This window comes from Klebsiella quasipneumoniae subsp. quasipneumoniae (assembly GCF_020525925.1).
Classification (GTDB): domain Bacteria; phylum Pseudomonadota; class Gammaproteobacteria; order Enterobacterales; family Enterobacteriaceae; genus Klebsiella; species Klebsiella quasipneumoniae.
Map to the genome: position 1 here is coordinate 3,873,590 of NZ_CP084876.1, position 25,102 is coordinate 3,898,691.

A 25,102-nucleotide genomic window follows, 5' to 3' on the forward strand; every position below is an offset into this window, starting at 1 on the left:
CCGCACAGGAGAATGAGATGGCAACGAGCAACGTAGTGTTTATCACCGGGGCGACCTCGGGTTTTGGCGAAGCGGCAGCGCAGGTGTTTGCCGATGCGGGCTGGTCGCTGGTGTTGAGCGGGCGCCGCTATCCGCGACTGAAGGCCTTGCAGGACAGACTCGCCGCCCAGGTGCCGGTGCATATTATTGAGCTTGACGTTCGCGACAGCGAGGCGGTGGCTGCGGCGGTGGCGTCGCTGCCCGCCGATTTCGCCGATATCACCACCCTGATCAACAACGCCGGGCTGGCGCTGTCACCGCTGCCGGCGCAGGAGGTGGCCCTGGAGGACTGGAAAACGATGATCGACACCAACGTCACCGGTCTGGTGACGATGACCCACGCCCTGCTGCCGACGCTGATCCGCCATGGCGCCGGGGCGAGCATTATCAATATCGGCTCGATCGCCGGGCAGTGGCCCTATCCCGGCAGCCATGTCTATGGCGCCAGCAAGGCCTTTGTAAAACAGTTCAGCTATAATCTGCGTTGCGATCTGCTTGGCACCGGCGTGCGGGTCACCGATCTGGCGCCGGGGATTGCCGAGACCGAATTTACCCTGGTGCGCACTAAGGGCGACCAGGCGGCATCGGATAAGCTCTATCGCGGCACCACGCCGCTGAGCGCGCGCGATATCGCCGAGCAGATGTTTTATATCGCCACGCTGCCGGCGCATATGAACATTAACCGGGTGGAGGTGATGCCGGTGCGCCAGGCGTGGCAGCCATTCGCCATCGACCGGGATTAAGCGAAACCCGACGCTCCCCCTGCCGGCGCTGCCGGCAGGGGGCACAGGCCGGTCTAGCGGCTGCTTTGCAGAAACTGCCTGACGCGTTCGGAGTCAGGTTGCGTGAAAAACTTCTCCGGCGGCGCCTTCTCAATCAGCAGCCCCTTCTCCAGAAACACCACCTCATTGGACACCTGGCGGGCAAAATCCATCTCGTGGGTCACCACCACCATGGTGTAGCCCTCGGCGGCAAGGGCTTTCATCACCCCTAACACCTCGTTCACCAGTTCCGGATCCAGCGCCGAGGTCGGTTCGTCAAAGAGGATAACTTCCGGCGACATCGCCAGCGAACGGGCTATCGCCACCCGCTGCTTCTGCCCGCCGGAGAGGGTGATCGGGTAGACATCGGCTTTGTGCGCCATGCCGACTTTCTCCAGCTGCTGCATGGCCATGGCCTGCGCCTCGTCTCGTTTCATGCCCTTAACGCGCAGCAGCGCCTCGCTGACGTTCTGCTGCACGGTCAGGTGCGGCCACAGGTTAAAACTCTGAAACACCATCCCCACCCGTTCGCGGATTTTCGCCAGCTGGCGGTGCGACATTGCCCGGCCGCGCTGCTCATCAATCCCCAGCCGCTGACCGCCGATATGAATTTCGCCGCGGTCCGGCTGTTCCAGCCAGTTCATACAGCGCAGCAGGGTGGATTTTCCCGACCCGGACGAGCCGAGAATACTCACCACGGTCCCCTTCTCCACCGTCAGGTTAATATCCCGCAGGACTTCCACATTATCGAACTGCTTGGAGACGTTTTTGACGCTTACGGCAATAGACTCAGGCATGGCTCATTCCTCTTTTGGCTCCCCAGGCGGTCAGGCGCTTAATCAGCAGCTCCAGCAGAATGCTGATCGCCCAGTAAAGCCCAATGGCGACGATAAAGGCGTTAAACGGAATAAAATAGGTCGCCTGGACGCTGTTGGCGGCGGCGGTGATCTCCTGAACGGTAATAATGCTCAGGAAAGCGGTGTCCTTCAGGCAGATAATCAGCTGATTGCCGATCAGCGGTAAGGCGGAAGAGACGATATTGGGTAAAATAATCCGCCGAAAAATGGCATAGCGAGAAAAGCCCTGAGCAATCGCCGCTTCAATATACCCGCCGGAAAATACCCGCCGCTGACTGCGCAATATTTCAAAAAAATAGGCGCCATGATAAATAATCAGGGCCAGTAAACCGGCGGTCCACGGCTCCATGCTAATACCGAGCTGCGGCAGTCCGTAATACAGCAGATAGGCGAGGATCAAAAAAGGGATCGCGCGCATCAGGCTGACGAAACCAATGATAACCCGGTTAAGGACTTTCTTTTGATATTCGCTAAAATAACACAGCGCAATACCGATAATAATGGCCGCGAGGGCGGCGGTAATAAACAGTTCGAGGGTCGCGAATAGCCCGGCAATAAAGCTATCGCGAACCGACCAGATAACGCCCCACTGATTCATAATACCTCCCGTTGCTAGCGCGCCAGGCGCCTGGCTTTCCGTTCCGCGATCCCCTGCAGCTTCAATAAACAGCCGATGATCGCCACATACAGCAGGCCGGCGGCGAGGATCGGCGACAGCGGCTCGTAGGTGACCGAGGAGATACGGTTGGTCACCCGGGTGAGATCCACCACGCCGATCACGGCGATCGCCGGGCTACCTTTGATCAAAAACGACATCTCATTGACCAGCGCCGGCAGGCTCTCGATCCACATCTGCGGCAGCATGATGTAGCGGAAGTAGGTCCAGCGGCGCATTCCCACCGATTCCGCCGCCTCCCGCTGTTCGCGCGGAAAGGTGCGGAAGGCGTTGCGCCAGATCTCAGCGTTAAACGCCGAGGTGTTAAGCGTCAGCGCCACGATGGCGGCCACGTTCTTGTCGAGGTTAATGCCCATCGTGGGCAGGGAAAGGAACAGAAACAGCACCAGCGTCACCAGCGGCGTCGCACGGGCCAGGCTGATATAGACCACCAGCAGCTGGTCGATAACCGGCAGGCGCAGCATCCGCACCAGGGCGATCAGCAGCCCCGCCACCACCCCGAAGGCGATAGCGATGGCCGAAATCCAGAGGGTCGTCCATGCGCCTTCGATTAATAACTGCCAGGAAATTGCATCCATGAGGCCCTCCTTCTCAGCAACAGGCGGCGGTCGCCCGCCGCGGAACATTACAGACCGGCAAGCTTATGAAACTGTTCCGGGCTGGTGATCGCCTCGGTGGGCAGATTGTCATAGGTTTCGCCAAACCACTTTTTCTGCAGCTCGGCGAGCTTGCCGGTCTCCTTCATGTGGTTCATAAACTTGGTCATATAGGCCAGCAGCTGCGGCGAGTTTTTCGGGATCGGCCACGCCATATAGCCCGGTCCGGAGACGGCCAGCCCTTTGGCGAAGACCTTCGGTTTGGCTTTCGCCAGGTCGTTTACCGAGATCACCACGTTAATCACGTAATCCAGCCGCTTATTCGCCAGGTCGGCGTAGGCTTCCGGATAGGAGGGGTACTCCACCACCGGCCCCAGCTTGCCGCCGGTCTTCTCCAGCATCGCCTTCAGCTCCGGCAAACGCGCCAGCAGCGCGCTGCCCGCCTGCACGCCCACTTTTTTGCCGCTGAGATCGGCAATGGTGTTTAGCGAGGTATCGCCAGCGCGTTTGACGAAATAGTGCTGCGCGGAGGCCCACGGCGGGGTGAAATCAAAGACCTTCAGCCGCTCATCGGTAATAACCGCCCCGGTCAAGGCCATATCGTATTGTCCGGTGGAAACCGCCGCTAATAATCCGGTCCACGGTAATATGCTCTGGTCGACATGAAATTTGGCGTATTTACGTAACTCCTCAAGCATATCTTTGTTAAAGCCATCGGCCTGACCATTATTCATAAAGTTAAATGGCGCATAATCATCTTCCGTCGCCACTTTCAGGGTGCCGGATTTTTCTATTTCCGGCAGATCGGCCGCGACGGCGTGATAAGAAAAAGCAACCGTTAATACAGCGCTCAGACACATTGATGCCAATGATTTTTTCATTATTTCACCCCTGATGGATTAGCCAGACGGGTTCATTCCAGAACGCGAAAAGGTTTATGCAAAATAGAGGCCGGGAGGTTCCGGTCCGCGGCGGCTGAATGCGTTTTTAATGTGGGAGCGTTTTGCAATTCCGTATAGAGCCAGATGGGCCGCATCGCTGTGTCAGATGGCGGAAGGGTGGTATGGAATTTGCTGAGCTTATGGGGTGGTCGCGATGCGTTATTGCCAGAGGAGCCCCGTATGATCCGTCACCTGTTACACGTTGATTTTGAGCCTGACCGCGGTTTGCAGGAGCAGGTGCGAGAGACGCTGGTGAATGCCATTCTCAGCGGGATCTTCGCCGCCGACACCCCGCTGCCCTCCTGCCGCCAGCTGGCCAGCCAGCTGCACGTCTCGCGCAATACCACCGCCCTGGTGTTCGAAAGCCTGGTCAACGAGGGCTATCTGATAAGCCGTCCGCGAAGCGGTTACTACCTGCATCCCGACTATCACGACGCTTCGCCTCCCGCGGTCGAGAGTGCACCGCAGCGCGAAGCGGCTGCACCACGCTGGGGCGACCGGCTGCAAATGACCCCCAGCCAGCAGGAGTCGATCCTCAAACCGGCGGGCTGGATGCACTACCGCTACCCGTTTATCTACGGCCAGCCCGATACCCGACAGTTCCCGCTGGCCACCTGGCGCTCGGCGGCCAACTGGCTGCACGGCGGGGTGCGCGATCCGGCGTGGGTGGTCGACCATATTGACCAGGATGTGCCGATGCTCATCGAGCAGATCCGCACCCGGGTGCTGCCCAAGCGCGGCATTGTCGCCGCCCCGGACGAAATTCTCATCACCCTGGGCTCGCAAAACGCCCTCTACCTGCTGACACGGCTGCTGCTCTCTTCCACCACCCGCATTGGCGTCGAAAACCCCTGCTTTCGCGAAGCCATCAACACCTTTCTGCTCGCCGACGCCGAGGTAGCGCCGCACCCGGTGGATGAAGAGGGGATCGTGCTTAATGAGCGTCCCTGCGATTACTACTATGTCACCCCCGGCCACCAGGTGCCCACCGGAGTGGCGATGAGCAGCGCGCGCCGCCGCCAGCTGCTGGAGCATGCCGCTCGCCATGACGCGGTGATCATTGAAGATGATTATGACTCGGAGAGTAACTTTACCCAAAACCCGCTGCCGGCGCTGAAGGCCAGCGATCGCAGCGGCCGGGTGGTGTATGTCAGCAGCCTGTCAAAGGCGCTGTCGCCGGGGCTGCGGCTGGGGTTTATGGTCGCCGACCCGGACCTGATCGACGAGGCGCGCGCCCTGCGCCGGCTGGTCTATCGCCATCCGCCGACCAACATTCAGTACCAGATGGCCCACTTCCTCGCCCAGGGCCATTATGAAACCCATCTGCGGCGCTACCATTACGACTCCGCCCAGCGCTGGGAGCGCCTGCACGCCGCCCTGCAGCGCTACCTGCCGTCGTGCCGCGCGCTGGCGGGGAGCGAACACGCTAACGCCTTCTGGCTGCAGACCCCGGCGCAGATCAACACCCAACAGCTTACCTGGCGCGCCGCCCACGCCGGCGTGCTGATTGAGCCCGGGGCGCGCCATTTTCTCAACGCCGCGCCGCCGGATAACTACTTTCGCATGGGATTCCACGCCATTAACCCCGACGCCATCGCCCGGGGGGTGGAAGTCCTGCGCGGCCAGCTGGAGCAGATGGGTTAGCGGGATTGCTCATACTCGACGGCATCGCGCACGTTGAGCAGCGCCGGGCGCAGGCTGTCGAAAGGCACCGAACCGAGCGCGATGCGCAGCGCCTGTGGGATCGTGGCGGAGACGCAGAACGGCTCGGCGGTCGACACCGAAATACGGCGTTCCATCAGCGCATTCGCCAGCCGGTCGGCCCGGCTCTCTTCGCCTAGCGGCAGCCAGACAAAGTACGAATCGGGATGACTCACAACGGGAAGGCCGCAGAGCACCTCGCGGGCCACCTGCTGCCGCTGTCGCGCATCCTGTCGTTTCTGCGTTTCAAAGCGGGCCACCGTGCCATCTTCAATCCAGGCGCAGATCAGCGAGCTTATCAGCGTCGGCGTATTCCACGTCGTGGCCCGGATGGCGCGCTCAATCTCCGGCCGATAGCGCGGCGGAGAAATCACCACCCCCACGCGCAGTCCGGTGGCGATATTTTTCGAAAATCCGGTGACATACACCGTTCTTTCCGGCGCATAGCTGACCACCGGCGGCGGCGGACGGCTCACCAGCCGGGCATAGGCGGCATCTTCGATAATCAGCAGATCGTGCTGGCGCGCGAGGTCGGCCAGCGCCTGCCGCTGCCCGGCGTTGAGCACCCAGCCCAGCGGATTGTGCAGCGTCGGCATGGTATACACCGCCCGCACCCGCCGCTGTTGGCACAGCGTGTGAAGCGCCTGCAGGTCAGGCCCCTCGGCCCGACAGGGGATCGCCGCCAGCTCCAGATGATAGAGCGCCGCCAGCACCTTGAAGCCCGAATAGGTCAGCGCATCAACCGCCACCACATCCCCCGGACGTAACAGCCCCATAACGGTCACCGCCAGCCCGTGCTGAGCGCCGTTGACGATCAGGACATTTTCCGCGTCCGGCGCAAAGTGCCGGCAGGTCAAATGGCGGGCGATGATTTCCCGCTCAGCGAGCCGCCCGGCGTGAGGCTGATAGCGCAGATGCGAGTCAATATCGCCCGCCATCGCCAGCTGCCTGAGCGCCTCGCGCAGCGCATCGCCCTGCGCCGGCAGCGAAGGGTAGTTGAAGTTAAGATCCACGACGTCGGCGGCCACCACCTGCTGGTCGACCCCATGCCCCGGCGGCAGCGAGAGGTCCCGCACGAAGGTGCCGCGCCCGGTTTCGCCACTGACCAGCCCCATCTCCTCCAGTTCACGGTAGACACGCGTGGCGGTGGCCAGCGAGAGGCGTTCCTCGGCGGCCAGGGTACGGTGCGTCGGCAGACGGGTGCCGGCGGGCAGCTGCCCGCTGCGGATCGCCTGCGCGTATCGGTCGACAACGGCTTTGTATCGGGCTTTCATCGTGAAATGTATCTATGACAATAATTTGATTGTATCAGATTGGCCACATTACCATCGCCGCTGACGATGCTCAAGCGGGCGCAGCCCATTCAGATAACGCGAGGTTAACGTGGTAGATTCAACACTGGATAAATCGGTGCCCGGCCCCTGGTCCGGATGGCTTCATGGTTTACTGGGGGTGATCATTTTCAGCGGTTCGCTGCCCGCGACGCGGCTGGCGGTGCAGGATATGGATCCGTTGTTATTGACCTTTCTGCGCGCCTCCATCGCCGGGCTGCTTGCCGTCGCCCTGCTGGTCGGCTTTCGTCAGAAACGCCCGCGCCTGGCGCAGCTTGTGCCCCTGTTCATCGTCTCATCCGGGGTGGTGATCGGCTTTCCCCTGCTCACGGCGCTGGCCCTGCAGCGCATCACTTCGGCGCATTCGATTGTGTTTATTGGCCTGCTGCCGCTGATGACCGCCCTCTTCGGCGTACTGCGCGGCGGCGAACGTCCGCGGCGGGCTTTCTGGATCTTTTCGCTGCTGGGCAGCCTGCTGGTGATGGGATTCGCCCTGACGCAAAGTGCGGCGGCGTCGCTCAGCGGCGATCTGCTGATGCTGGCGGCGGTGATCGCCTGCGGCCTCGGCTATGCGGAAGGGGCAAAGCTGACCCGGGAGCTCGGCGGCTGGCAGGTGATCTGCTGGGCGCTGGTGATAGCCCTGCCGTTGATGCTCCCCGCCTCGCTGATGGTTCAGCCCGCCTCCTGGCGCGCCATATCGACCTCCTCCTGGGCCGCGCTGGGCTATGTGTCGCTCTTCAGCATGCTGATTGGTTTTATCTTCTGGTACAAAGGGCTGGCCGCGGGCGGGATCGCCGCCGTCGGCCAGCTCCAGCTATTGCAGCCGTTCTTTGGGCTTGGCCTGTCGGCGGCGCTGTTGCACGAAACCGTCAGCCCCTTGATGCTGGCGGTCACCCTCGGGGTAGTGCTGTGCGTGGTGGGCTCGCGCAAATTTGGCCGCCAGCGGGTTGGCGCAGGGAGCGGGAGCCGCGCCTGACCTGACGCGTCGCCCCGCCGGGGAGGATGAGCGCCTACACCGGCCGGGCGTACTGGAGCATCACCTGCAGCAGCACGTTGGCCCCGGCGGCGACGTGCTCCGGCGAGGCATACTCCATTTCGTTATGGCTGATCCCGTCCTTGCAGGGAATAAAAATCATCCCGGTCGGCGCCAGGTAGCTCATATACACGGCGTCATGCCCGGCGCCGGAGACAATCGGTCGCGCCGGGTAGCCCAGCCGCTGCGCGGCATCGGCAATGGCCTGCTGACATTCGCCATCGAACGGCGCCGCCGGATAGTGGCTCACCTGCTTCAGGGCCACCTGCAGACCGCTCTCCCGCTCAACCTCCGTGATAAACGCCCGCAGCTGGCGATCCATTTCATCCACCAGCGCATCGCTGAGATTGCGCATATCAATGGAGAAGGTGACCTCCCCGGGCACCACGTTGCGACTGTTGGGCCACACCTGCACGCTGCCGACGGTGCCGCGTCCCTCTTCGCTGCGCCCGGCAATGGCGACCACCTCCTGCATAATGCGGGTCGCCACCTGCAGGGCATCCTGACGCAGGCGCATCGGCGTGGGTCCGGCGTGCGACGCCTGGCCGGTCACCACGCAGTCGTACCAGCGGATCCCCAGCACGCCCTGCACGATACCGATGGTTTTCGCTTCATCTTCGAGAATCGGTCCCTGCTCAATGTGCGCCTCAAAATAGGCGCCGATGGGATGCTCTCCCGGGGTCTGCTCGCCGATATAGCCGATCTGCGCCAGCGCCTCGCCGACGCTGACGCCCTCTTTATCCGTGACGGCCCAGGTCTCCTCCAGCGGGAAGACCCCGGCAAAGACCCCGGAGCCCATCATCACCGGCACGAAGCGCGACCCCTCTTCGTTGGTCCAGAACACCACCTCAATCGGCGCCTCGGTGGCAATCTGCCGATCGTTGAGCGTGCGCACCACCTCCAGCGCCGCCAGCACGCCGTAGTTGCCGTCAAATTTGCCGCCGGAGGGCTGGGTGTCGATATGGCTGCCGGAGACGATGGGCGGCAGGCTGGGGTTGCGCCCTTCCCGGCGCATAAACACATTGCCGATTTTATCGATGGTGACGCTCATCCCGGCCTCGCGCGCCCAGCCAATCACCCGGTCCCGCCCCTGGCGGTCGAGGTCGGTGAGGGTCAGACGGCGGCAGCCGCCCTTCGGCGTGGCGCCGATCTGAGCAAGGTCCATTAACGACGCCCACAGGCGGTCGCCATTGATGCGCCAGCGGGTGGTGTCGGTGGCGGGGGTAAAAAGTACATCACTGCTCATGGTGGTCTCCTGACATCAAGGTCGCCGCCAGCGCAACCGGCGGTGGAAAATAAGTCATCAGCGCCTGGCCTTCATCTGTAGAGTGTGTTGCCGTCGGTCAGACGGCCAGGGCCTGCGCGTGGGCGTCAATCGCCAGCTCGCGCCAGCGGTGGCAACTCACTGTGTGGCGCTCCGCTGCGGCCTCCGTCGGCGGCAGGCTCTGCTCGCAGACCGGGCGACGGTGCGGACAGCGCTCGGCAAAGGCGCAGCCGGGGGGCAAGCGCGCCAGATCCGGCGGCGCGCCGGGAATGCAGTGCAGGGCATCGCCTTTCTTGAGCCCCTCTTTCGGCCGGCTGCCCAGCAGCACCCGGGTATAAGGATGGCGCGGGTGGCGCAGGATCTCGCTCATGGCGGCCTCCTCAACGATCCGCCCGGCGTACATCACCGCCACCCGGTCGGCAATCTCCACCGCGGCGCCGATATCGTGGGTCACAAACACGATCGACAGCCCGCGCTGCTTTTGCTGCTCGCGCAGCAGGATCAGGATCTGGATTTGCACCGTGGCGTCGAGGGCGGTGGTTGGCTCATCCGCCAGCAGCAGCTGCGGGTTACAGGAGAGCGCAAGGGCGATCATCGCCCGCTGGCGCATCCCGCCGGACATCTCGTGCGGGTAAGCCTCCAGCCGCCGTTCGGGGCTGGGAATGCGCACCTGGCGCAGGGCCTCCAGCGCCCTGTCCCGGGCCGCCTGGCGCGACAGCCCTTCGTGGCGACGCAGCCCTTCTATAATCTGCTGCCCGACGGTGTAGACCGGATCGAAGGCCAGCAGCGGCTCCTGAAAAATCATCGCGCAGCGCCCGCCGCGATAGCGCCGCAGCTGGCTGGCGTTCATCGTCAGCACCGCGTCGTCCCCCACCCGCAGGGTGCCGGAGAGCTCACTGCTCCCCGGCGGGTGCAGGCGCATCAGCGCCCGCAGGGTCACGCTCTTGCCGGAACCCGACTCGCCAATCAACGCCATCACCTCCCCCTTTTGTACATCAAAGGAGACCCCGTTGACCGCATTGATGGTCTGTCCGTCGCGGCGAAAGACGACCCGCAGGTCGCGCACATGGACAAAGGCGTTATGCGACATGGCTGACCTCCTTAAGGGGGATGCGCTGATGCCAGGGCGAGGCTGGCTGCGCCATCAGGCAGGCGCTCTGGTGCCCCTCCCCGACCGCCTCCAGCCGCGGTTTCACCTCGGCGCAGACCGCCTTCGCGTGCGGGCAGCGGGTGTGAAAGCGGCAGCCGCTCGGCGGCGCGATGGGGCTGGGGGGATCGCCGCTCAGCGGCGAGGTCAGGGTGCGGTTTTGCGGATCCATGGAGGGCATGGAGCTTAACAGCGCCCGGGTATAGGGATGGGCGGAGGTGGTAAACAGCTGCTCCGCCGGGCCGATCTCCACCACTTCGCCAAGGTACATGACGAGGATCCGATCCGACAGCCAGCGCACCACGTGCAGATCGTGGCTGATAAACACATAGGTCAGCTCGAGGGTCCGCTTCAGCTCCTGCAGCAGCTGCAGCACCTGAGCTTCCACCGATTTATCCAGCGCCGACACCGCTTCATCAAGAATGACCAGCCGCGGCTTCATCGCCAGCGCGCGGGCGATATTCACCCGCTGCCGCTGGCCGCCGGAGAGCGCATGGGGATAGCGGTCGGCAAAGCGCGCCGGCTCAAGGCCAACGTGCGCCAGCAGATAGCGGGCGTATTCGCTGGCCTCTCTGGCGCTGACGCCGTGGACGCGCTGGCCGAAGGCGATGCTCTCCTCCATGGTCAGGCGCGGATTGAGCGAGGCATAGCTGTCCTGGAAAACCATCTGCACCTGGCGACGGTAGGCTTTCAGCGGCAGGCGCGACGAGCCGACCCCCAGCCCGTCGAAGATCAGTTCGCCGCTGTCCTGGGTGAGCAGCTGCATCAGCAGCCGGGCGGTGGTCGATTTGCCGCAGCCCGACTCGCCGACCACCCCCAGGGTTTCGCCTTTCATCACCGTGAAGCTGATATCGTCCACCGCCTGGACCACCTCCCGGCCTTTGCCGCCGCGGAAGTACTTCAGCAGGTGATTGACCTTCAGCAGCGGCTGCGCCGGCCCGCCGAGGTCGATATTGGTAAAGGGTTGCATCGCTTACTCCTTAATCGCCATTGCCGCACGCAGGCGGTCCGCGAGGATATTGAACGAAATGGAGGTGATAAAAATCATCAGGCCCGGCAGGGCGGCCACCCACGGCTGGGTATAGATTGCCGTGCGCAGCGTATTGAGCATCAGCCCCCACTCGGGCTCCGGCGGCCGCACGCCGAGGCCGAGAAACGACAGGCCGGAGGCGAGGATCATGCACACCGAAATCAGTCCGGTGGAGAAGACGAAGATCGGCCCGAGCACGTTACCCAGCACCTGGACGCGGATAATGGTCAACGCGCTGGCGCCGGTGGCCCGGGCGGCATCGATATAGTCCATATGCCGTACCTGGGTGGTCACGCTCTCGGCAATCCGCGCCACCTGCGGGACAAACACCAGGGTCAGCGACAGCAGCGCATTGCCGATGCCCGCCCCCAGCGCCCCCGACAGCGCAATCGCCAGCAGGACCGAGGGAAAGGCATAGAACACATCCACGGTGCGCATGATCAGGGTATTGATTTTGCCGCCCATGTAGCCAGCGATGATCCCGATGGCGCCGCCGATAAAAAAGGCGAACACCACCGGGACAATCCCCATAAACAGCGACAGCCGGGTGCCGAGGATCAGTCGCGACAGCATGTCGCGCCCCAGCTCATCAGAGCCCAGCGGGAAGCCGTCGCTGCCGATGGGCTTCAGGCGCAGGAACATCGACGTTTGATAGGGGTCTTTGACGATAAGCCACGGCCCGAACAGCGCCAGGGCCAGCAGAACGAGAATGATCGCGCCGACGAATACCCCGCCCGGATCGCGCAGCAGGCGGCGCAGCACGCCGCGCCAGTAACCTTGCCGGGAAGCGTTGGCCGGCGCGGCCGGGACCGCTTTCGTCGTTGCCGTATCCACCATGGTCAGCTCCTCTTAATGCGCGGGTCGAGGGTGGTCTGCAGAATATCCACCAACAGGTTGAGCAATACGAAAAACAGCGCCAGCACCCAGATGGTGCCCTGCAGCAGGGGCAGGTCGCGCTGAAAAATGGCGGTGTTGAGCAGCAGTCCGGTTCCCGGCCAGGAGAAGACGGTCTCCACGAGGATCGAGCCGCCCATCAGATAGCCCACCTGCAGCCCCATCACCGCCAGCGCGGTTGGCGCGGCATTTTTCATGACGTGGACAAAGATGCGCGACTCGTTGAGCCCGCGAGCGCGCAGGCCAACGATGAACTCCTGGCTGAGGATATCGGCGACCTGCGAGCGCACGGTGCGGGCGATAATCCCGGTCGGGATCACCGACAGCGTGATGGCCGGCAGCAGCATGAACTGCAGGTGCGCCCAGTCCCATTGCCAGCCCACCTCGCCTATCGGCCCGCCGCCGGTGGCCGGCAGCAGCGCGAACTTGACGCTGCAGAGGATCACCAGCAGCATCCCCAGCCAGTAGTGCGGCACGCTGACGCCAAACACCGACAACACCGAGGCCAGACGGTCAATGACGCTGTTGCGAAAATAGCCGGCGACAAAGCCGAACAGACTGCCGAGGACGAAACCGATCGCCGTCGCCAGCAGCGCCAGGCGCAGGGAGTAGCTTACCGCGGTCATCACCTCGTCTATCACCGGGCGGCCGGTGGCGACCGACATACCGAGGTCGCCGTGCAGCGCCCGCCACAGCCAGTGGATAAACTGCAGGGGCAGCGGCTTATCAAAGCCGTAGGCCTGCATCAACGTCTGGCGCAGCGCCTCCGAGGCGTCCGGCGGCATTACCGACACCAGCGGGTCGCCAGGCGCTATCTGCACCAGCATGAAACAGATCACCGCCACCCCAAGCATGGTGGGGATAGCCAGCAGAATGCGGTATAGCAGCGTATTGATCATCGGTCGCCCCTTTCGCGATTACTCTTTTTTGCTCACCAGACTGAGGTCGATAAACCAGCTCTGCGGTTGCACCACCCCGGTCACTGCGGGCGAAATCGCGCGCGGCCCGACGTCGTGGGCGACAAACAGGAACGGCACCTGATCCACCAGCGCGGCGTGCAGCTCGCCGGCGGCTTTATTCATCGCTTCCGGGGTAAAGGCGTGCTTGACGGCGGCGGCCAGTTTTTCCGTCTCCGGGGTGGAGAAGTAGCCCCAGTTGGTCGCCACCGGCGGAAACGCTTTGGCGGTGGAGAAGCGGATCAGGCCAAAATAGGGATCGTTGACCGCGGCGCTGACGTTGATCGCGTCGATCCCTTTTGCCGAGGGATCCCGGGCGCCCAGACGCCAGTTGGTGAACAGGGTGTTCCATTCCACCACTTTGATATCCACATTGAAGAAGCAGCTCTTCAGGCTCTGCTGGATATACTCGTTCATCGGCAAGGGCTGCATCTGCCCGGAGCCGGAAGCCGAGGTCGCCACCGTGACGTGCAGCGGCTTGCCGGCGCTGTATCCGGCCTCGGTCATCAGCTGACGGGCGGCGTCCGGGTCATATTTGATCTGGAAGGTGGGTTTGCCATGCCACGGGCTGTCGGCCTCGTAGACCCCGGTGGCCTCGGTCATATAGCCGCCGAGGTAGCTCTTCAGCTCGGCGCGGTTCAGACACAGGTTGGCCGCTTTACGCACCCGAATGTCCTGCCACGGGGATCCTTTTTCAAAGGAGAACTGCCAGGGCCACAGGTGCGGCTGGGTGTTGGCGTAGAGGTGAAAACCCTGAGACTTGATCTGATCGATGGCGTCCGGCGCCGGGGCTTCAATCCAGTCCACCTGCTTCGACAGCAGCGCCGCGGTGCGGGCGTTAGCCTCCGGCAAGGGGATCAGCACCACCTTATCCACCCGGGGAATGCGATCTTTATTCCAGTAGTCGGGGTTTTTCGCGAGGATCAGCTGCTGACGCGGCACCAGCTTCTCCAGTTTGAACGGGCCGCTGCCCACCGCATGGGCGGCGAAGGCGGTCCACGCCTGTTTGCTGCGCGCGGCGCTATCGCCCGCGCTGGCCGGCACCGCGTCATACTGCTTCTGCCACGCCGTGGGCGAGACAATAAACAGGTTGGTAATGTTGTACGGCAGCAGCGCGTCCGGTTCCGAGGTGGTCAGCGCCACGGTGTGATCGTCAATTTTCTCCGCGCCGGCAAGGGTCGGCATCCGCGACAGGGTGTTGCCGATCTGACCCGGGGCGTACTGTGGCGCTGCTTTATTGAGCACCTTATCCACGTTCCAGACGATGGCGTCGGCGTTCACCTCGCTCCCATCATGAAATTTCACCCCCGGACGCAGGGTGAAAATCCAGCGGCGGGTGTTCTGCGGATCGATGTGCCACTCGGTCGCCAGCCCCGGCACCAGACCGCTGGGCTTTTCCCCTTGCGACAGATCCCACTCCACCAGCGCGTCGTACAGCGGGATGCCGGTAAAGCGGTTGCCCTCATAGCCCTGATCCGGCTGGCCGAGGGTCAACGGAATATCCGCGGCGGTCATGGCGATCCGCAGCGTGGAGGCGTTGGCAGGTAAGGCGGCGCCCGCCAGGGCCAGTGCGCCGCTCACCGCCACGGCGAGACGACCGGCACGCGAAAATAACGTCGTTTTGTGCATCACATGATCCCTGTTAAATAAAGTGTCACTGATTAACAGGCAAAATGCGTACCAGCTCTGGTGCGGGCGGAAATAGGCCGAAACCGACCGATAAAATAAGAAGGACTTATATTATCACCATGATAATTATGGGAAAATAATTCAACCTTATTCTGCCGCACCGCCAGCGGGAAATATGTTGCAGAATTGCACCAGTCGCTATATCGCAAAATTTAAATAATCACGTCGCGTCACTTTTTTATGCTTCCCCCTCCCCCGCCGCGGCGTATTCTCCGCCGGGAACAATCCCTTCTATACTTCAGAGAACACATCGACCGGGAGAGACTATGCCTTTAGCCGATTTTCACCGCTCCGATCCTTTTACCCTCGGTATCGAACTGGAGCTGCAGGTGGTGAACCCGCCGGGTTACGACCTCAGCCAGGATGCCTCGACCCTGATTGCCGACGTCCAGCATGAACTGACCGTGGGAGAAGCCAAGCACGATATCACCGAGAGCATGCTGGAGATCGCCACCGGGGTGTGTCGCGACATCAGCCATGCGCAAGCCCAGCTCACCGCTATCCAGCAGGCGGTCCAGCGCGCGGCGCTGCATCATCATCTGCAGATCTGCGGCGGCGGTTCGCACCCCTTTCATGCCTGGCAGCGCCAGCAGATCAGCGACAATCCGCGCTATGTCAAAACCGTCGAGCATTTTGGCTATCTGGCGCAGCAGGCGACGGTCTTTGGCCAGCATGTGCACGTCGGCTGCCAGAGCGGCGACGACGCCATCTATCTGCTGCACGGCCTGTCGCGCTTTGTGCCGCATTTCATCGCCCTTAACGCCGCCTCGCCGTGGTTCGACAGCACCGACAGCCGCTTCGCCTGTTCGCGCCTCAACCGCTTCTCCTCTTATCCCGACAACGGCCCGATGCCGTGGGTGGCCGACTGGCAGGGGTTTCGTCGCCTGTTCCGCCAGCTGAGCTACACCAGCATGATCGACAGCATGAAGGATCTGCACTGGGATATTCGCCCCAGCCCGCAGTTTGGTACCGTCGAGGTGCGGGTGATGGACACCCCCCTGACCCTCGCCCAGGCGATCCACATCGCCGGCTTTATTCAGACCCTGGCCTGCTGGCTGTTGACGGAGCGTCCTTTTAAGCACCAGCCTGACGATTATCTGCTGTACCCTTTTAACCGCTATCAGGCCTGCCGCTACGGGCTGGACGGGACTCTCACCGATGTGCGCGGCGGGGAGCAGCGCAGCATCCGCCAGGAGATCCTGCAGCTCGCCGACCGGCTGGCCCCTTTCGCCCATCAGCTGAAGGCGACGGCGGCGCTGGAGGCGGTGGTTCGCCAGGCGAAATCGTCGCACAGCGAGGCGCAGCAGATGCGCGAGTTTATCGCCAACGGCGGTTCGCTTTCCGGGCTGGTGCAAAAACACTGTGAGATTTGGGCGGCATAAGACAGCGAGGCGGGTATACTCGGCGCAGACCATAGAAAGGACCGCCCATGTTATTACGCTGCCTGCTCCCCCTGGCGCTGCTGCCCCTGGCCACCCTCGCCAGCGCCGCCTGTACCCTCACCGACCCGACGCTGACCCTGCAGAGCTATCGGGTGGATGCGCAGAAAGAGCGCATTGCGATGTACTGGCAGGATCGGCACGGCAAAGCCTGTGGTTCCCTGCGTTCGCTGCTGGCGGGTATCGATGGCGATGGCCGGGTGCAGATGGCGATGAACGGCGGTATTTACGATAAGGCCTACGCGCCGCTGGGGCTGTATATCGAAGACGGCAAGCGCCTGACGCCGGTAAACCGCTCCGCCGGCGGCGGGAACTTCTTTATCCGCCCCGGCGGCGTATTCCTGGTGGAGAACGGCCGGGCGAAAATCGTGCCGCTGCCGGCGTTTAAACGCTCTCCCGCCATCCGCTATGCGGTGCAGTCCGGCCCGATGCTGATTGAAAATGGCGCTATCAACTGGCGGCTGAAGCCCTCCGCCAGCTCGCGCAAACTGCGCAACGGCGTTGGCATCGATAAGCAGGGCCGGGTGGTGTTTATGCTCAGCGAGCGCGAGACCAACTTCTATGATTTTGCCTGCTATGCGCAGTCAAAGCTTGGGGTGCGGCAGATGCTTTATCTCGACGGCACCCTGTCGAAGATGTACCGCAAAGGCGGCAGCGTGCCGTGGCAGTATCATCCGTTCGTGACCATGATAACAGTGGAGAGGAAATAGCGGGCGCGTTTGGGGGCGGCCATTCCAGCCAGGAGAGTGAATAAATTAACGACGGGCCGGGCAAGGGATTGCCGCCGTGCCCGATGTCCTTGCCCGGTGGCGCTGCGCTTACCGGGCCTACAAAGTCTGCTCGCTATGGTATGGCCCCTGAAAACTACGGGCTTGCAGCGGGGCCGATTCCCCCTGACCCCGGCTCTCCCCCAAGGGAGAGGGGACCGCCCGGCAGTCGTTGCAGCCCCGGTATACACAGCGGGGCCACGGAGAAAGGCACATACAATTTTTAACGGATATATTCTGATCGCTATGGTATGGCCTCTGAAAACTACGGGCGTGCAGCGGAGCCGATTCCCGCTGAAATCGGCGAACCGGAGGTCGGCAGACAAGGGCTGGCCGCCACGGAGGGCGGCCAGAGGCGATTCGAGACACGACAAAATTGCCGGGAGCAATTTTGAACAGCGCTTGCGCTGGCCCCGCAGGGGCGAGTCCCAGGGATGGGACGAGTAGTATCGAGTTGAGCCGACCGCAGGCGGACGACCGGGAGGTGAGCGTAGTGCGCAGCACCGATTTCTCTGCGGGACCGGGGGATTGTAAAGGGGGAGACGGTTTTCTCCCCCTTTACCCGTTCACCAGCGAAGGACTACCCTTTTCTGCCAAACGCAACGTGAACGGAAAATTCCCCCTAACCCCGGCTCTCCCCAAAGGGAGAGGGGACCGCCCGGTAGTCGTTGTAGCCTGGGGTATCCCCGTTACCGACCGGTAGCGCCGCGCTTACCCCCGCCGATGCGCCCACTCGCGCATACGCTGAAACAGCACATACAGCGAAGGAATAAACAGGATGCCAACCATCGTCGCCACCAGCATCCCGCTGAACACCGTGGTGCCGATGATCCGCCGGCTCTGCGCCCCGGCGCCGGTGGCGAGCATCATCGGCATGATGCCGATAATAAACGACACCGCGGTCATCATCACCGCGCGGAAGCGGCGGGTGGCGCCCTCGCGCGCGGCGTCGACTATCGACAGCCCCTCCTCGCGCCGGCTGCGGGCGAACTCAACGATCAGAATCGCGTTCTTCGCCGCCAGGGCGATCAGCAGCACCAGCCCTATCTGGACATACACATCGTTGGCATAGCCCGCCGTCCACAGCCAGACCAGCGCTCCGCCGATGGCGAACAGCACCGAGAGCATGACGCTCGCCGGCAGCGTCCAGCTTTCATACTGCGCCACAAGGAACAGCCACGCCATCGCCACTGCCGCCAGCACGATCCACACCGCCTGATTGCCGGTCTGCTGCTCCTGCCAGGAGATCCCGCTCCAGGCGTAGTCATACCCCGGCGGCAGATGGGCCTGCAAAATCTGCTCCATGGCCGCCATCGCCGTGCGGCTGCTGACCCCCTCGGCCGCTGAACCGCTCACCGACACGGACGGGAACTGGTTGTACTGCTGAATAAACGGCGCCCCCACCGTCGGCGTAATGGTGACCAGATTGCTCAACCGCACCCGCTCGCCGTCGCGGCTGCGGACGTACAGCTCGCTAATCTGCTCAGCCCGCTCGCGCCACTGCATCTCATTTTGCATCACCACATGATAGACACGGTTGTTAAGACTGAAATCGCCGGCGCGCGTGCCGCCGAACGCCGTCTGCAGGCTGCTGAAGATCTGCGCCACCGGCACATCCAGCAGCGCCGCCCGATCGCGGTCGACCGTCAGGGTCAGCTGCGGCACGTTGCTGCTCCAGGTGGTAAATACCCGGCTCAGCTGCGGATGCTGGTTCGCCAGCTGAAGGATCTCCCGCGTCACCTGCTCCAGCTCCGCCGACGACTGACCGGCCTGCGCCAGAATGCGCAGATCAAACCCCGAGGCATTGCCCAGGCCCGGCAGGGTCGGCGGCGCGAAGGTCATGATAGTCGCCTCCGGCAGCGACAGCAGCTGGCGCTGAATATCCGCCATCACCGTATCCAGCGGCGGCCGCTGATGCCAGTCCTTGAGCATCACCGAGATAAACCCGCCGTTAGCGGCGCTGGTGCCGTTGAGAATGTTGAAGCCGGACACCTGAATCACATCCTCCACCGCCGGGTTAGCCGTCAGCAGCTTGCGCGCCTGGGCCATCACCGCTTCGGTGCGCTCCAGCGACGCCGCCTCCGGCAGCTGCACACTGGCAAACAGGTAGCCCTGATCTTCCTGCGGCAGGAAGCCTTTCGGCATCGCGGTGAAGCTGAACGCCACCAGCGCGCCCGCCGCCACCGTCGCCGCCAGCGCCAGCCACGGGCGGCGGTTCATCCACCCCACCAGCCGGCCATAGCCGTCGCGGGTGCCGTCGAGAAGACGGTTAAACGCCCGCCACACTGCCGCCGGCCGGGCGGGTCGCGGGCGCAGCATCAGCGCGCAGAGGGCCGGGGTCAGGGTTAACGCCACCAGGCTCGACAGGGCCACCGCGGTGGAGAGCGTCACGGCAAACTGCCGATACAGCTCGCCGACGATCCCCGGGAGCAGCGCCACCGGCACAAACACCGCCAACAGCACCAGGGTCGTGGCGATCACCGGCCCGGCGATCTGCCGCAGCGCCTGGGCGGTGGCCTGCAGGCGATCCAGTCCTTCCGCCATTTTGGTTTCGACATTCTCCACCACCACAATGGCGTCATCCACCACCATCGTCAGGGCAAGAATAATCGCGAACAGGCTGAGGGTGTTGGCGCTGTAGCCCAGCAGATAGAGCACCGCAAAGGTGCCGATCAGTGACACCGGGATCGCCAGGGCCACGATCAGCGTCGCCCGCCAGCTCTGCAGGAACAGCGACACCACCACCACCACCGCCAGCAGGGTCAGCGCCAGCGAGACGCCGATCTCTTTGATCGTCGCCGCCACAAAGCGGGTGGTATCGAACTTCACCTCCCAGGTGAGATCCGCCGGAAAGCGAGTGTGCAGGCGGTTAAGCTCCGCGCGCACCGCGCTGGCGACCTGCAGGGCGTTGGCGGTAGGCGTCGGATAGATCCCCAGATAGGCCGACGCTTTACCGTTCAGCTGCGCGCCGGAGCTGTAGCTGCGGGCGCCCAGCTCGATGGTCGCCACGTCGGCGAGGCGCACCAGCTGCCCCTGCGCGCCGCGGCGGAGGATAATCTCGCCAAAGCTGGCCGCCTCGTTCAGACGCCCCAGTCCGTTGATGGTCAGCGTCTGCTGCTGGCCGTTGAACACCGGTGGGGTGCCCACCTGCCCCGCCGCCCCCTGCACATTCTGCTCGCGCAGCGCCTGGGCAACGTCATCCGTAGTGATGTTAAGGGCGTTCATGCGGTCCGGGCGCAGCCAGATGCGCATGCTGTAATCCCGGGCGCCAAACATCTGCACCTCGCCGACGCCGGGCAGGCGGGCCAGCGCCTCGCGCACCTGGGTGCTGGCGTAATTGCTGACAAACAGCGGCGACAGCGTGCCCAGCGGCGAGTAAAGGCTTACCCCCATCAGCAGGTTGCTGGCGCGCTTGCGCACCTGGACGCCATTCTGCTGCACTTCCGCCGGAAGCTGCGCCAGCGCCTGCGCCACCCGGTTTTGCACGTCGATCGCCGCCAGATCGGCATCGGTGCCTGCCGCGAAGGTGATACTCAGGCGGTACGTCCCCTCGTCCGAGCTGGTGGACTCCATATACAGCATATGATCGACGCCGTTGAGCTGGGTCTCCAGCGGGACGGCGATGGCCTCCGCCACGTCTGACGCGCTGGCGCCCGGCCAGCTGGCGGTGACGTTCACCACCGGGGGCGTGATCGCCGGGTATTGCTCCACCGGGATCAGCTTCAGCGATACCGCGCCGACAAAGGTCAGCAGCAGCGCGATCACCATCGCAAATCGCGGACGACGGATAAAAAAGGTCAGCATCCCCTCTCCTTAGCTAGTTCAGCACCTGCACCGCGGCGCCTTCGCGCAGCCGCTGCGCGCCGTCAGTGATCACCTGCTCGCCCGCCTGCAGCCCTTTCTCGACCGCAAACTGCTGCCCCTGTTGCCCCTGTTGCCCCGCAAGGGTCAGACGACGCTGCCCGGCGGTGTGGTCCGGCTTCAGCACCCAGCTGAAAAAGCCCTGCGGATCCTGCTGCACGGCGGCAGCCGGGATCATCACCCGCGACGACAGCGCTTGCGGACGGAACAGGATCGTCACGCTGCCGCCCGGCAGCAGACGGTGCTGCGGATTGGCAAACTCCGCCCGCACCGCCACGCTGCCGGTGCGGGCGTCGATCCGGTTATCGATGGAGGTCAACACGCCGTCGCGCCGTTTGCCATCCACGTCAATTTGCGCCAGCCATGCCTGCTTCAGGGCGTGGATGTCGGCATGCTGGCCGGTTTTGCTGAAAAACGCGGCTTCGTCGAGGGCAAACGACACCCGTACCGGATCGAGCTGCACGATGTCCGCCAGCACCCCGCTGGACGGGTTGACCAGCGTCCCGACGTGAAAGGCGCTGTGGCCCACCCGCCCGGTCACCGGCGCCGCAATCCGGGTATAACCGAGCACAATCTGCTGAGCCTCGACGCGGGCTTTCGCCTGCTGCACGGCGGCGGCGGCGACGTCGCGCTGCATCCGGGCCGTGTCGAGGTCGTTGCGGCTGATGGAGTGGTTGTTGATGAGCCGCTCATAGCGAGTGAGCAGCTGCTGCGACTGGCGTAGCGAGGCTTCGGCGCTTTTCAGCTCGGCCTGCGCCAGGGCCAGCGCCGCGCGGGGCTGCGCGTCGTCGAGGGTAAACAGCAGGTCGCCCTCGGTCACATACTGCCCGTCCTGGAAGTGGCGCTGAACAATCACCCCTTCGGTGCGCGCGCGAATGTCGACGGCGCGGATCGCCTCGACCCGCCCGGGGATGGCGCGTTCTTCAGCGTGAGGAGCCCGTTCTACCGTGGCGATGCGGACCGGCACCGCCGGCGCGGCGGTCGCCGTCAGGACGCTGCCGCCCAGGACGCAGGCCAGCAGCGCAAAGCGAAAGGTGTTAATCATAGAGGATCCTTGCGAAAGTAACGCGCGCCTGCAGCCAGGCGCGCGAGATCGATCAGGCCGTTTTGCGGAACCGGCGCGTCAGACGCTTCTCGACTTCCACCACCAGGAACATGGCGATGCCGATGACCAGGGTGACAAACCAGTAGCGCAGCGGCAGCGCTTCCGTGCCAAACATGCTCTGCATCAGCGGGACATAGATAATCACCAGCTGCATCAGCAGCAGGACACCGGTCACCAGCCAGATGCCTTTATTGCGCAGCAGGCCCATGCTCAGGGAGAAGCTGTCGCTGCTGCGGCAGTTGATCATGTAGACCCACTGCGCCGTCACCAGCATCTGCAGCAGCACGGTGCGGATAAACTCCGGACTGTGGCCGCGCGGCGCCAGCCAGGCCTCAAGGATAAAGGCGGCGATCGCAATCATCGACCCGACGAAAGCCACCCGCCACACGGCGAAACCATCCATCACGTGCTGGCCGGTTTTACGCGGCGGGCGGTTCATCACGTTGCGCTCCGCGGCCTCAAAGGCCAGGCCGAAGGAGAGCGTCGCCGACGTCGCCATGTTCATCCACAGGATCAGCACCGGGGTCAGCGGAATCATGTTCCCCGCCAGCAGGGCGATGATGATCAGCAGCCCCTGCGCCAGGTTGGTCGGCATGATGAAGAGGATGGTCTTCTTCAGGTTGTCATAGACCCGACGGCCCTCTTTCACCGAGCTGGCGATGGTGGCGAAGTTATCATCGGTCAACACCATGTCAGCCGCCTCTTTGGTGACTTCAGTGCCTTTGATGCCCATGGCGATACCCACGTCGGCCTGGCGCAGCGCCGGCGCGTCGTTGACGCCGTCGCCGGTCATGCCGACCACTTCGCCGTTATCCTGCAGGGCTTTCACCAGGCGCAGCTTATGCTCCGGGCTGGTGCGGGCAAAGATGTCGTACTCCACCGCCGCCTTCGCCAGCGCCGCATCGTCCATGTGCTCCAGCTGGTAGCCGGTCATGGCCTGGCTGCTGTTGGTGATCCCCAGCATCTGGCCGATGCTCATCGCCGTCTGCGGGTGGTCGCCGGTGATCATCTTCACGCGGATGCCGGCGGTCTGGCAGGCGTGGATAGCGTCAATCGCTTCCGGACGCGGGGGATCCATCATCCCGGCGATGCCGAGGAAAATCAGTCCCTCCTGCAGGTCCTCATGGTTCAGCGTGGTGGCATCAACGCTGGCCGGCTTACAGGCCGCCGCCACCATGCGCAGCCCCTGACGGGCGAAGCGCGCCATCTCCTCTTCCCAGTACTGCGCCTCGAAGGGCACCGCGCCCTGGCGGGTCATCTGCTCGCGGCACATGGCGAAGATGACGTCCGGCGCACCGGTGATCAGCACCCGGGCGTCGCCATCGATGTGCTGCAGCGTCGACATATATTTGTACTGCGAGTCAAAGGGGATCTTGGCCACCAGACGGGCCTCCACCGCCGGGAGCTGCGCTTTCGCCGCCAGCACCTTCAGCGCCCCTTCGGTTGGCCCGCCGGTGATCCCCCACAGGCCGCGCTCATCCCGGGTAAGCTGGCTGTCGTTGCACAGGTCGATGGTGCGCAGCCAGGTCTCCAGCACGGTACCCGGCTGAACCTGCACGGGCTCATCGCTCCCCTCAAGGAAGATCCGCCCCTGCGGCTCATAGCTGTCGCCTTCCACCCGGTAGCAGCAGTCGGCGGTGATGATCGCCTTGACGGTCATTTCGTTCATCGTCAGGGTGCCGGTTTTATCCGAGCAGACCACGGTCATGGCGCCGAGGGTTTCCACGGTCGGCAGCTTACGGATAATCGCCCGCTTGCGCGCCATCGTCTGCACGCCGAGCGACAGAATAATCGAGATGATCGCCGGCAGTCCCTCCGGTACCGCAGCCACCGCCAGGCTAATCAGCGACAGCAGCAGTTCGCCCATCGGGATGTCCCGCAACGCGAGGCTGAAAATAAACAGCGCCACCATCATGGCGAGGATAATGACGAAAATCGCTTTGCCGAGCTTATCCATCTGCACCAGCAGCGGGGTGCGGTGCTTCTCAATGCCCGCCATCATCTGGTTGATATGGCCGAGTTCGGTCTGCGCGCCGGTGGCGGTCACCACGCCGACGCCGCCGCCGGCGCTGACGGTGGTCCCGGAGAAGACCATGTTCACCCGGTCGCCCAGCGGCAGGTCGCCCTCCAGCGCGTCGGTGATTTTATCCACCACCGTCGACTCGCCGGTGAGGATCGCCTCTTCCACCCGCAGGTTGTGCGTTTCAATCAGCCGCATGTCCGCCGGCACGCGGTCGCCGGCGCGCAGGATAACGATATCCCCCGGCACCAGGTCGCGCGTCGGGATAGTCTCATGTTTGCCGTTACGCTGGACGCGGGCATCGCTGGAGAGCATGTTGCGGATCCCCTGCAGGGATTTTTCGGCGTTGCTCTCCTGGATATGGCCGATCAGGGCGTTAATCACCGTCACGCCAAGGATCACCAGGGTATCGACCCAGTGACCCATGATGGCGGTGAGCGCCGCAGCGGCCAGCAGCACATAAATCAGTACGTCGTTAAAGTGGGCGAGAAAGCGCAGCCAGGCCGGTTTTCCCTTCTTTTCCGGCAGCGCGTTCGGCCCGCAGGTATTCAGGCGCTCGGCGGCGTCTGCGGAACTTAACCCAGCGGCCTGGCTTTTGGTCTGCGCCAGCACTGCGTCAACGGTCTGCTGCCAGACCTGCCGTGGCGCGGTGTCGCCCGAGGGCGTCGTAAACTTTGGGTTATTCATCTTGGTCAAATTACATTTTCCTTATAAATTCCGTGAGTCGGAAAGCCTGAAATCATTCCTGGCCAATGCAATAAAAGGTGGCGAAAAATCCGATAAAAATGTGAACCATTACAAGCCTAAATTTTTCGCAAAATAAAAAATATGTGGTAAGTTAATTCCACGAACCAACTATTACAGAATATTAATAAACCAAAACTAAACGAGGTCAAATATGTTTGGAATCTACCGCGGACGCCGTCTGGCGCTGTACATCCTGCTGGCCATCATCGCTGCTACGCTGGTGGGGTATAGCACTTATAGTTTTGTAA

Annotated in this window: 19 protein-coding genes; 5 read left to right on the forward strand and 14 right to left on the reverse strand. The window is 63.2% G+C overall.

Annotation, left to right across the window (positions count from 1 at the left end; translation table 11 throughout):
* Positions 1–17 precede the first annotated feature (17 nt).
* Entirely contained in the window at positions 18–782 is a 765-nt protein-coding gene (locus LGM20_RS18700) for an SDR family NAD(P)-dependent oxidoreductase (protein WP_023288749.1), read from the forward strand.
* A 53-nt stretch (positions 783–835) separates the two neighbouring features.
* Here LGM20_RS18700 and LGM20_RS18705 read toward each other — a convergent pair whose 3' ends face one another.
* Genes LGM20_RS18705 through LGM20_RS18720 form a run of 4 tightly spaced genes read right to left on the reverse strand, consistent with a single transcriptional unit; the run spans position 836 to position 3,810 of the window.
* A complete protein-coding gene (locus LGM20_RS18705; protein ID WP_032455037.1) occupies positions 836–1,597 on the reverse strand; it encodes an amino acid ABC transporter ATP-binding protein in 762 nt (253 codons plus the stop codon).
* The gene (locus tag LGM20_RS18710) at positions 1,590–2,255 is read right to left on the reverse strand and encodes an amino acid ABC transporter permease (RefSeq protein ID WP_044521507.1); all 666 of its coding nucleotides are present in this window, start codon (positions 2,253–2,255) and stop codon (positions 1,590–1,592) included. Before LGM20_RS18710 ends, LGM20_RS18705 begins: the two co-directional genes overlap by 8 nt.
* A 14-nt stretch (positions 2,256–2,269) precedes the next feature.
* Complete coding sequence (locus LGM20_RS18715; RefSeq protein WP_002893187.1) at positions 2,270–2,911, reverse strand: amino acid ABC transporter permease; 642 nt, start codon at positions 2,909–2,911, stop codon at positions 2,270–2,272.
* 47 nt (positions 2,912–2,958) lie between these two features.
* Positions 2,959–3,810, reverse strand: coding sequence for a transporter substrate-binding domain-containing protein (locus tag LGM20_RS18720; RefSeq protein ID WP_022631237.1), 852 nt, complete (start codon positions 3,808–3,810; stop codon positions 2,959–2,961).
* 240 nt (positions 3,811–4,050) lie between these two features.
* On the opposite strand from LGM20_RS18720, the gene pdxR reads away from it, so the two are divergent.
* Positions 4,051–5,514, forward strand: a complete 1,464-nt coding sequence (pdxR, locus tag LGM20_RS18725; protein WP_044521505.1) for a MocR-like pyridoxine biosynthesis transcription factor PdxR — start codon at positions 4,051–4,053, stop codon at positions 5,512–5,514.
* Here the strand turns inward: pdxR and LGM20_RS18730 are convergent.
* Positions 5,511–6,845, reverse strand: coding sequence for an aminotransferase-like domain-containing protein (locus LGM20_RS18730; RefSeq protein WP_044521504.1), 1,335 nt, complete (start codon positions 6,843–6,845; stop codon positions 5,511–5,513). The genes pdxR and LGM20_RS18730 overlap by 4 nt on opposite strands.
* 124 nt (positions 6,846–6,969) lie before the next feature.
* Between LGM20_RS18730 and LGM20_RS18735 the strand changes: the two genes are divergently transcribed.
* Positions 6,970–7,878, forward strand: a complete 909-nt coding sequence (locus LGM20_RS18735; protein ID WP_044521513.1) for a DMT family transporter — start codon at positions 6,970–6,972, stop codon at positions 7,876–7,878.
* Between the two features lie 34 nt (positions 7,879–7,912).
* On the opposite strand, the gene LGM20_RS18740 is transcribed toward LGM20_RS18735, so the two are convergent.
* The 6 genes from LGM20_RS18740 to LGM20_RS18765 all read right to left on the reverse strand — a co-directional run bounded on the left by LGM20_RS18740 (position 7,913) and on the right by LGM20_RS18765 (position 14,855).
* A complete protein-coding gene (locus LGM20_RS18740) occupies positions 7,913–9,181 on the reverse strand; it encodes a Zn-dependent hydrolase (protein ID WP_044521501.1) in 1,269 nt (422 codons plus the stop codon).
* 97 nt (positions 9,182–9,278) lie between these two features.
* Positions 9,279–10,289 (reverse strand): ABC transporter ATP-binding protein, encoded by a 1,011-nt coding sequence (locus LGM20_RS18745; RefSeq protein WP_044521499.1) that lies wholly within the window; start codon positions 10,287–10,289, stop codon positions 9,279–9,281.
* Positions 10,279–11,316, reverse strand: a complete 1,038-nt coding sequence (locus LGM20_RS18750; protein WP_044521497.1) for an ABC transporter ATP-binding protein — start codon at positions 11,314–11,316, stop codon at positions 10,279–10,281. The genes LGM20_RS18745 and LGM20_RS18750 overlap by 11 nt, the downstream gene beginning before the upstream one ends.
* Before the next feature lie 3 nt (positions 11,317–11,319).
* Entirely contained in the window at positions 11,320–12,213 is an 894-nt protein-coding gene (locus LGM20_RS18755) for an ABC transporter permease (protein WP_044521495.1), read from the reverse strand.
* A gap of 2 nt (positions 12,214–12,215) precedes the next feature.
* Entirely contained in the window at positions 12,216–13,169 is a 954-nt protein-coding gene (locus LGM20_RS18760) for an ABC transporter permease (protein ID WP_023288740.1), read from the reverse strand.
* An 18-nt stretch (positions 13,170–13,187) separates the two neighbouring features.
* Positions 13,188–14,855: an ABC transporter substrate-binding protein gene (locus LGM20_RS18765; RefSeq protein WP_023288739.1), complete on the reverse strand. Its 1,668-nt coding sequence runs from the start codon at positions 14,853–14,855 to the stop codon at positions 13,188–13,190.
* 326 nt (positions 14,856–15,181) lie between these two features.
* On the opposite strand from LGM20_RS18765, the gene LGM20_RS18770 reads away from it, so the two are divergent.
* Positions 15,182–16,297 (forward strand): YbdK family carboxylate-amine ligase, encoded by a 1,116-nt coding sequence (locus LGM20_RS18770; RefSeq protein WP_044521493.1) that lies wholly within the window; start codon positions 15,182–15,184, stop codon positions 16,295–16,297.
* A gap of 47 nt (positions 16,298–16,344) precedes the next feature.
* Complete coding sequence (locus LGM20_RS18775; protein WP_044521492.1) at positions 16,345–17,064, forward strand: phosphodiester glycosidase family protein; 720 nt, start codon at positions 16,345–16,347, stop codon at positions 17,062–17,064.
* A 768-nt stretch (positions 17,065–17,832) separates the two neighbouring features.
* Here LGM20_RS18775 and LGM20_RS18780 read toward each other — a convergent pair.
* The 3 genes from LGM20_RS18780 to LGM20_RS18790 are packed head-to-tail and all read right to left on the reverse strand — an operon-like array spanning position 17,833 to position 24,803.
* On the reverse strand, positions 17,833–20,925 hold the full coding sequence (locus tag LGM20_RS18780) for an efflux RND transporter permease subunit (RefSeq protein ID WP_044521489.1): 3,093 nt from the start codon (positions 20,923–20,925) through the stop codon (positions 17,833–17,835).
* Positions 20,926–20,938: 13 nt separating this feature from the next.
* Positions 20,939–22,027, reverse strand: coding sequence for an efflux RND transporter periplasmic adaptor subunit (locus LGM20_RS18785; protein ID WP_044521488.1), 1,089 nt, complete (start codon positions 22,025–22,027; stop codon positions 20,939–20,941).
* Between the two features lie 52 nt (positions 22,028–22,079).
* Positions 22,080–24,803 (reverse strand): cation-transporting P-type ATPase, encoded by a 2,724-nt coding sequence (locus LGM20_RS18790; protein ID WP_044521487.1) that lies wholly within the window; start codon positions 24,801–24,803, stop codon positions 22,080–22,082.
* Positions 24,804–25,102: the final 299 nt, after the last annotated feature.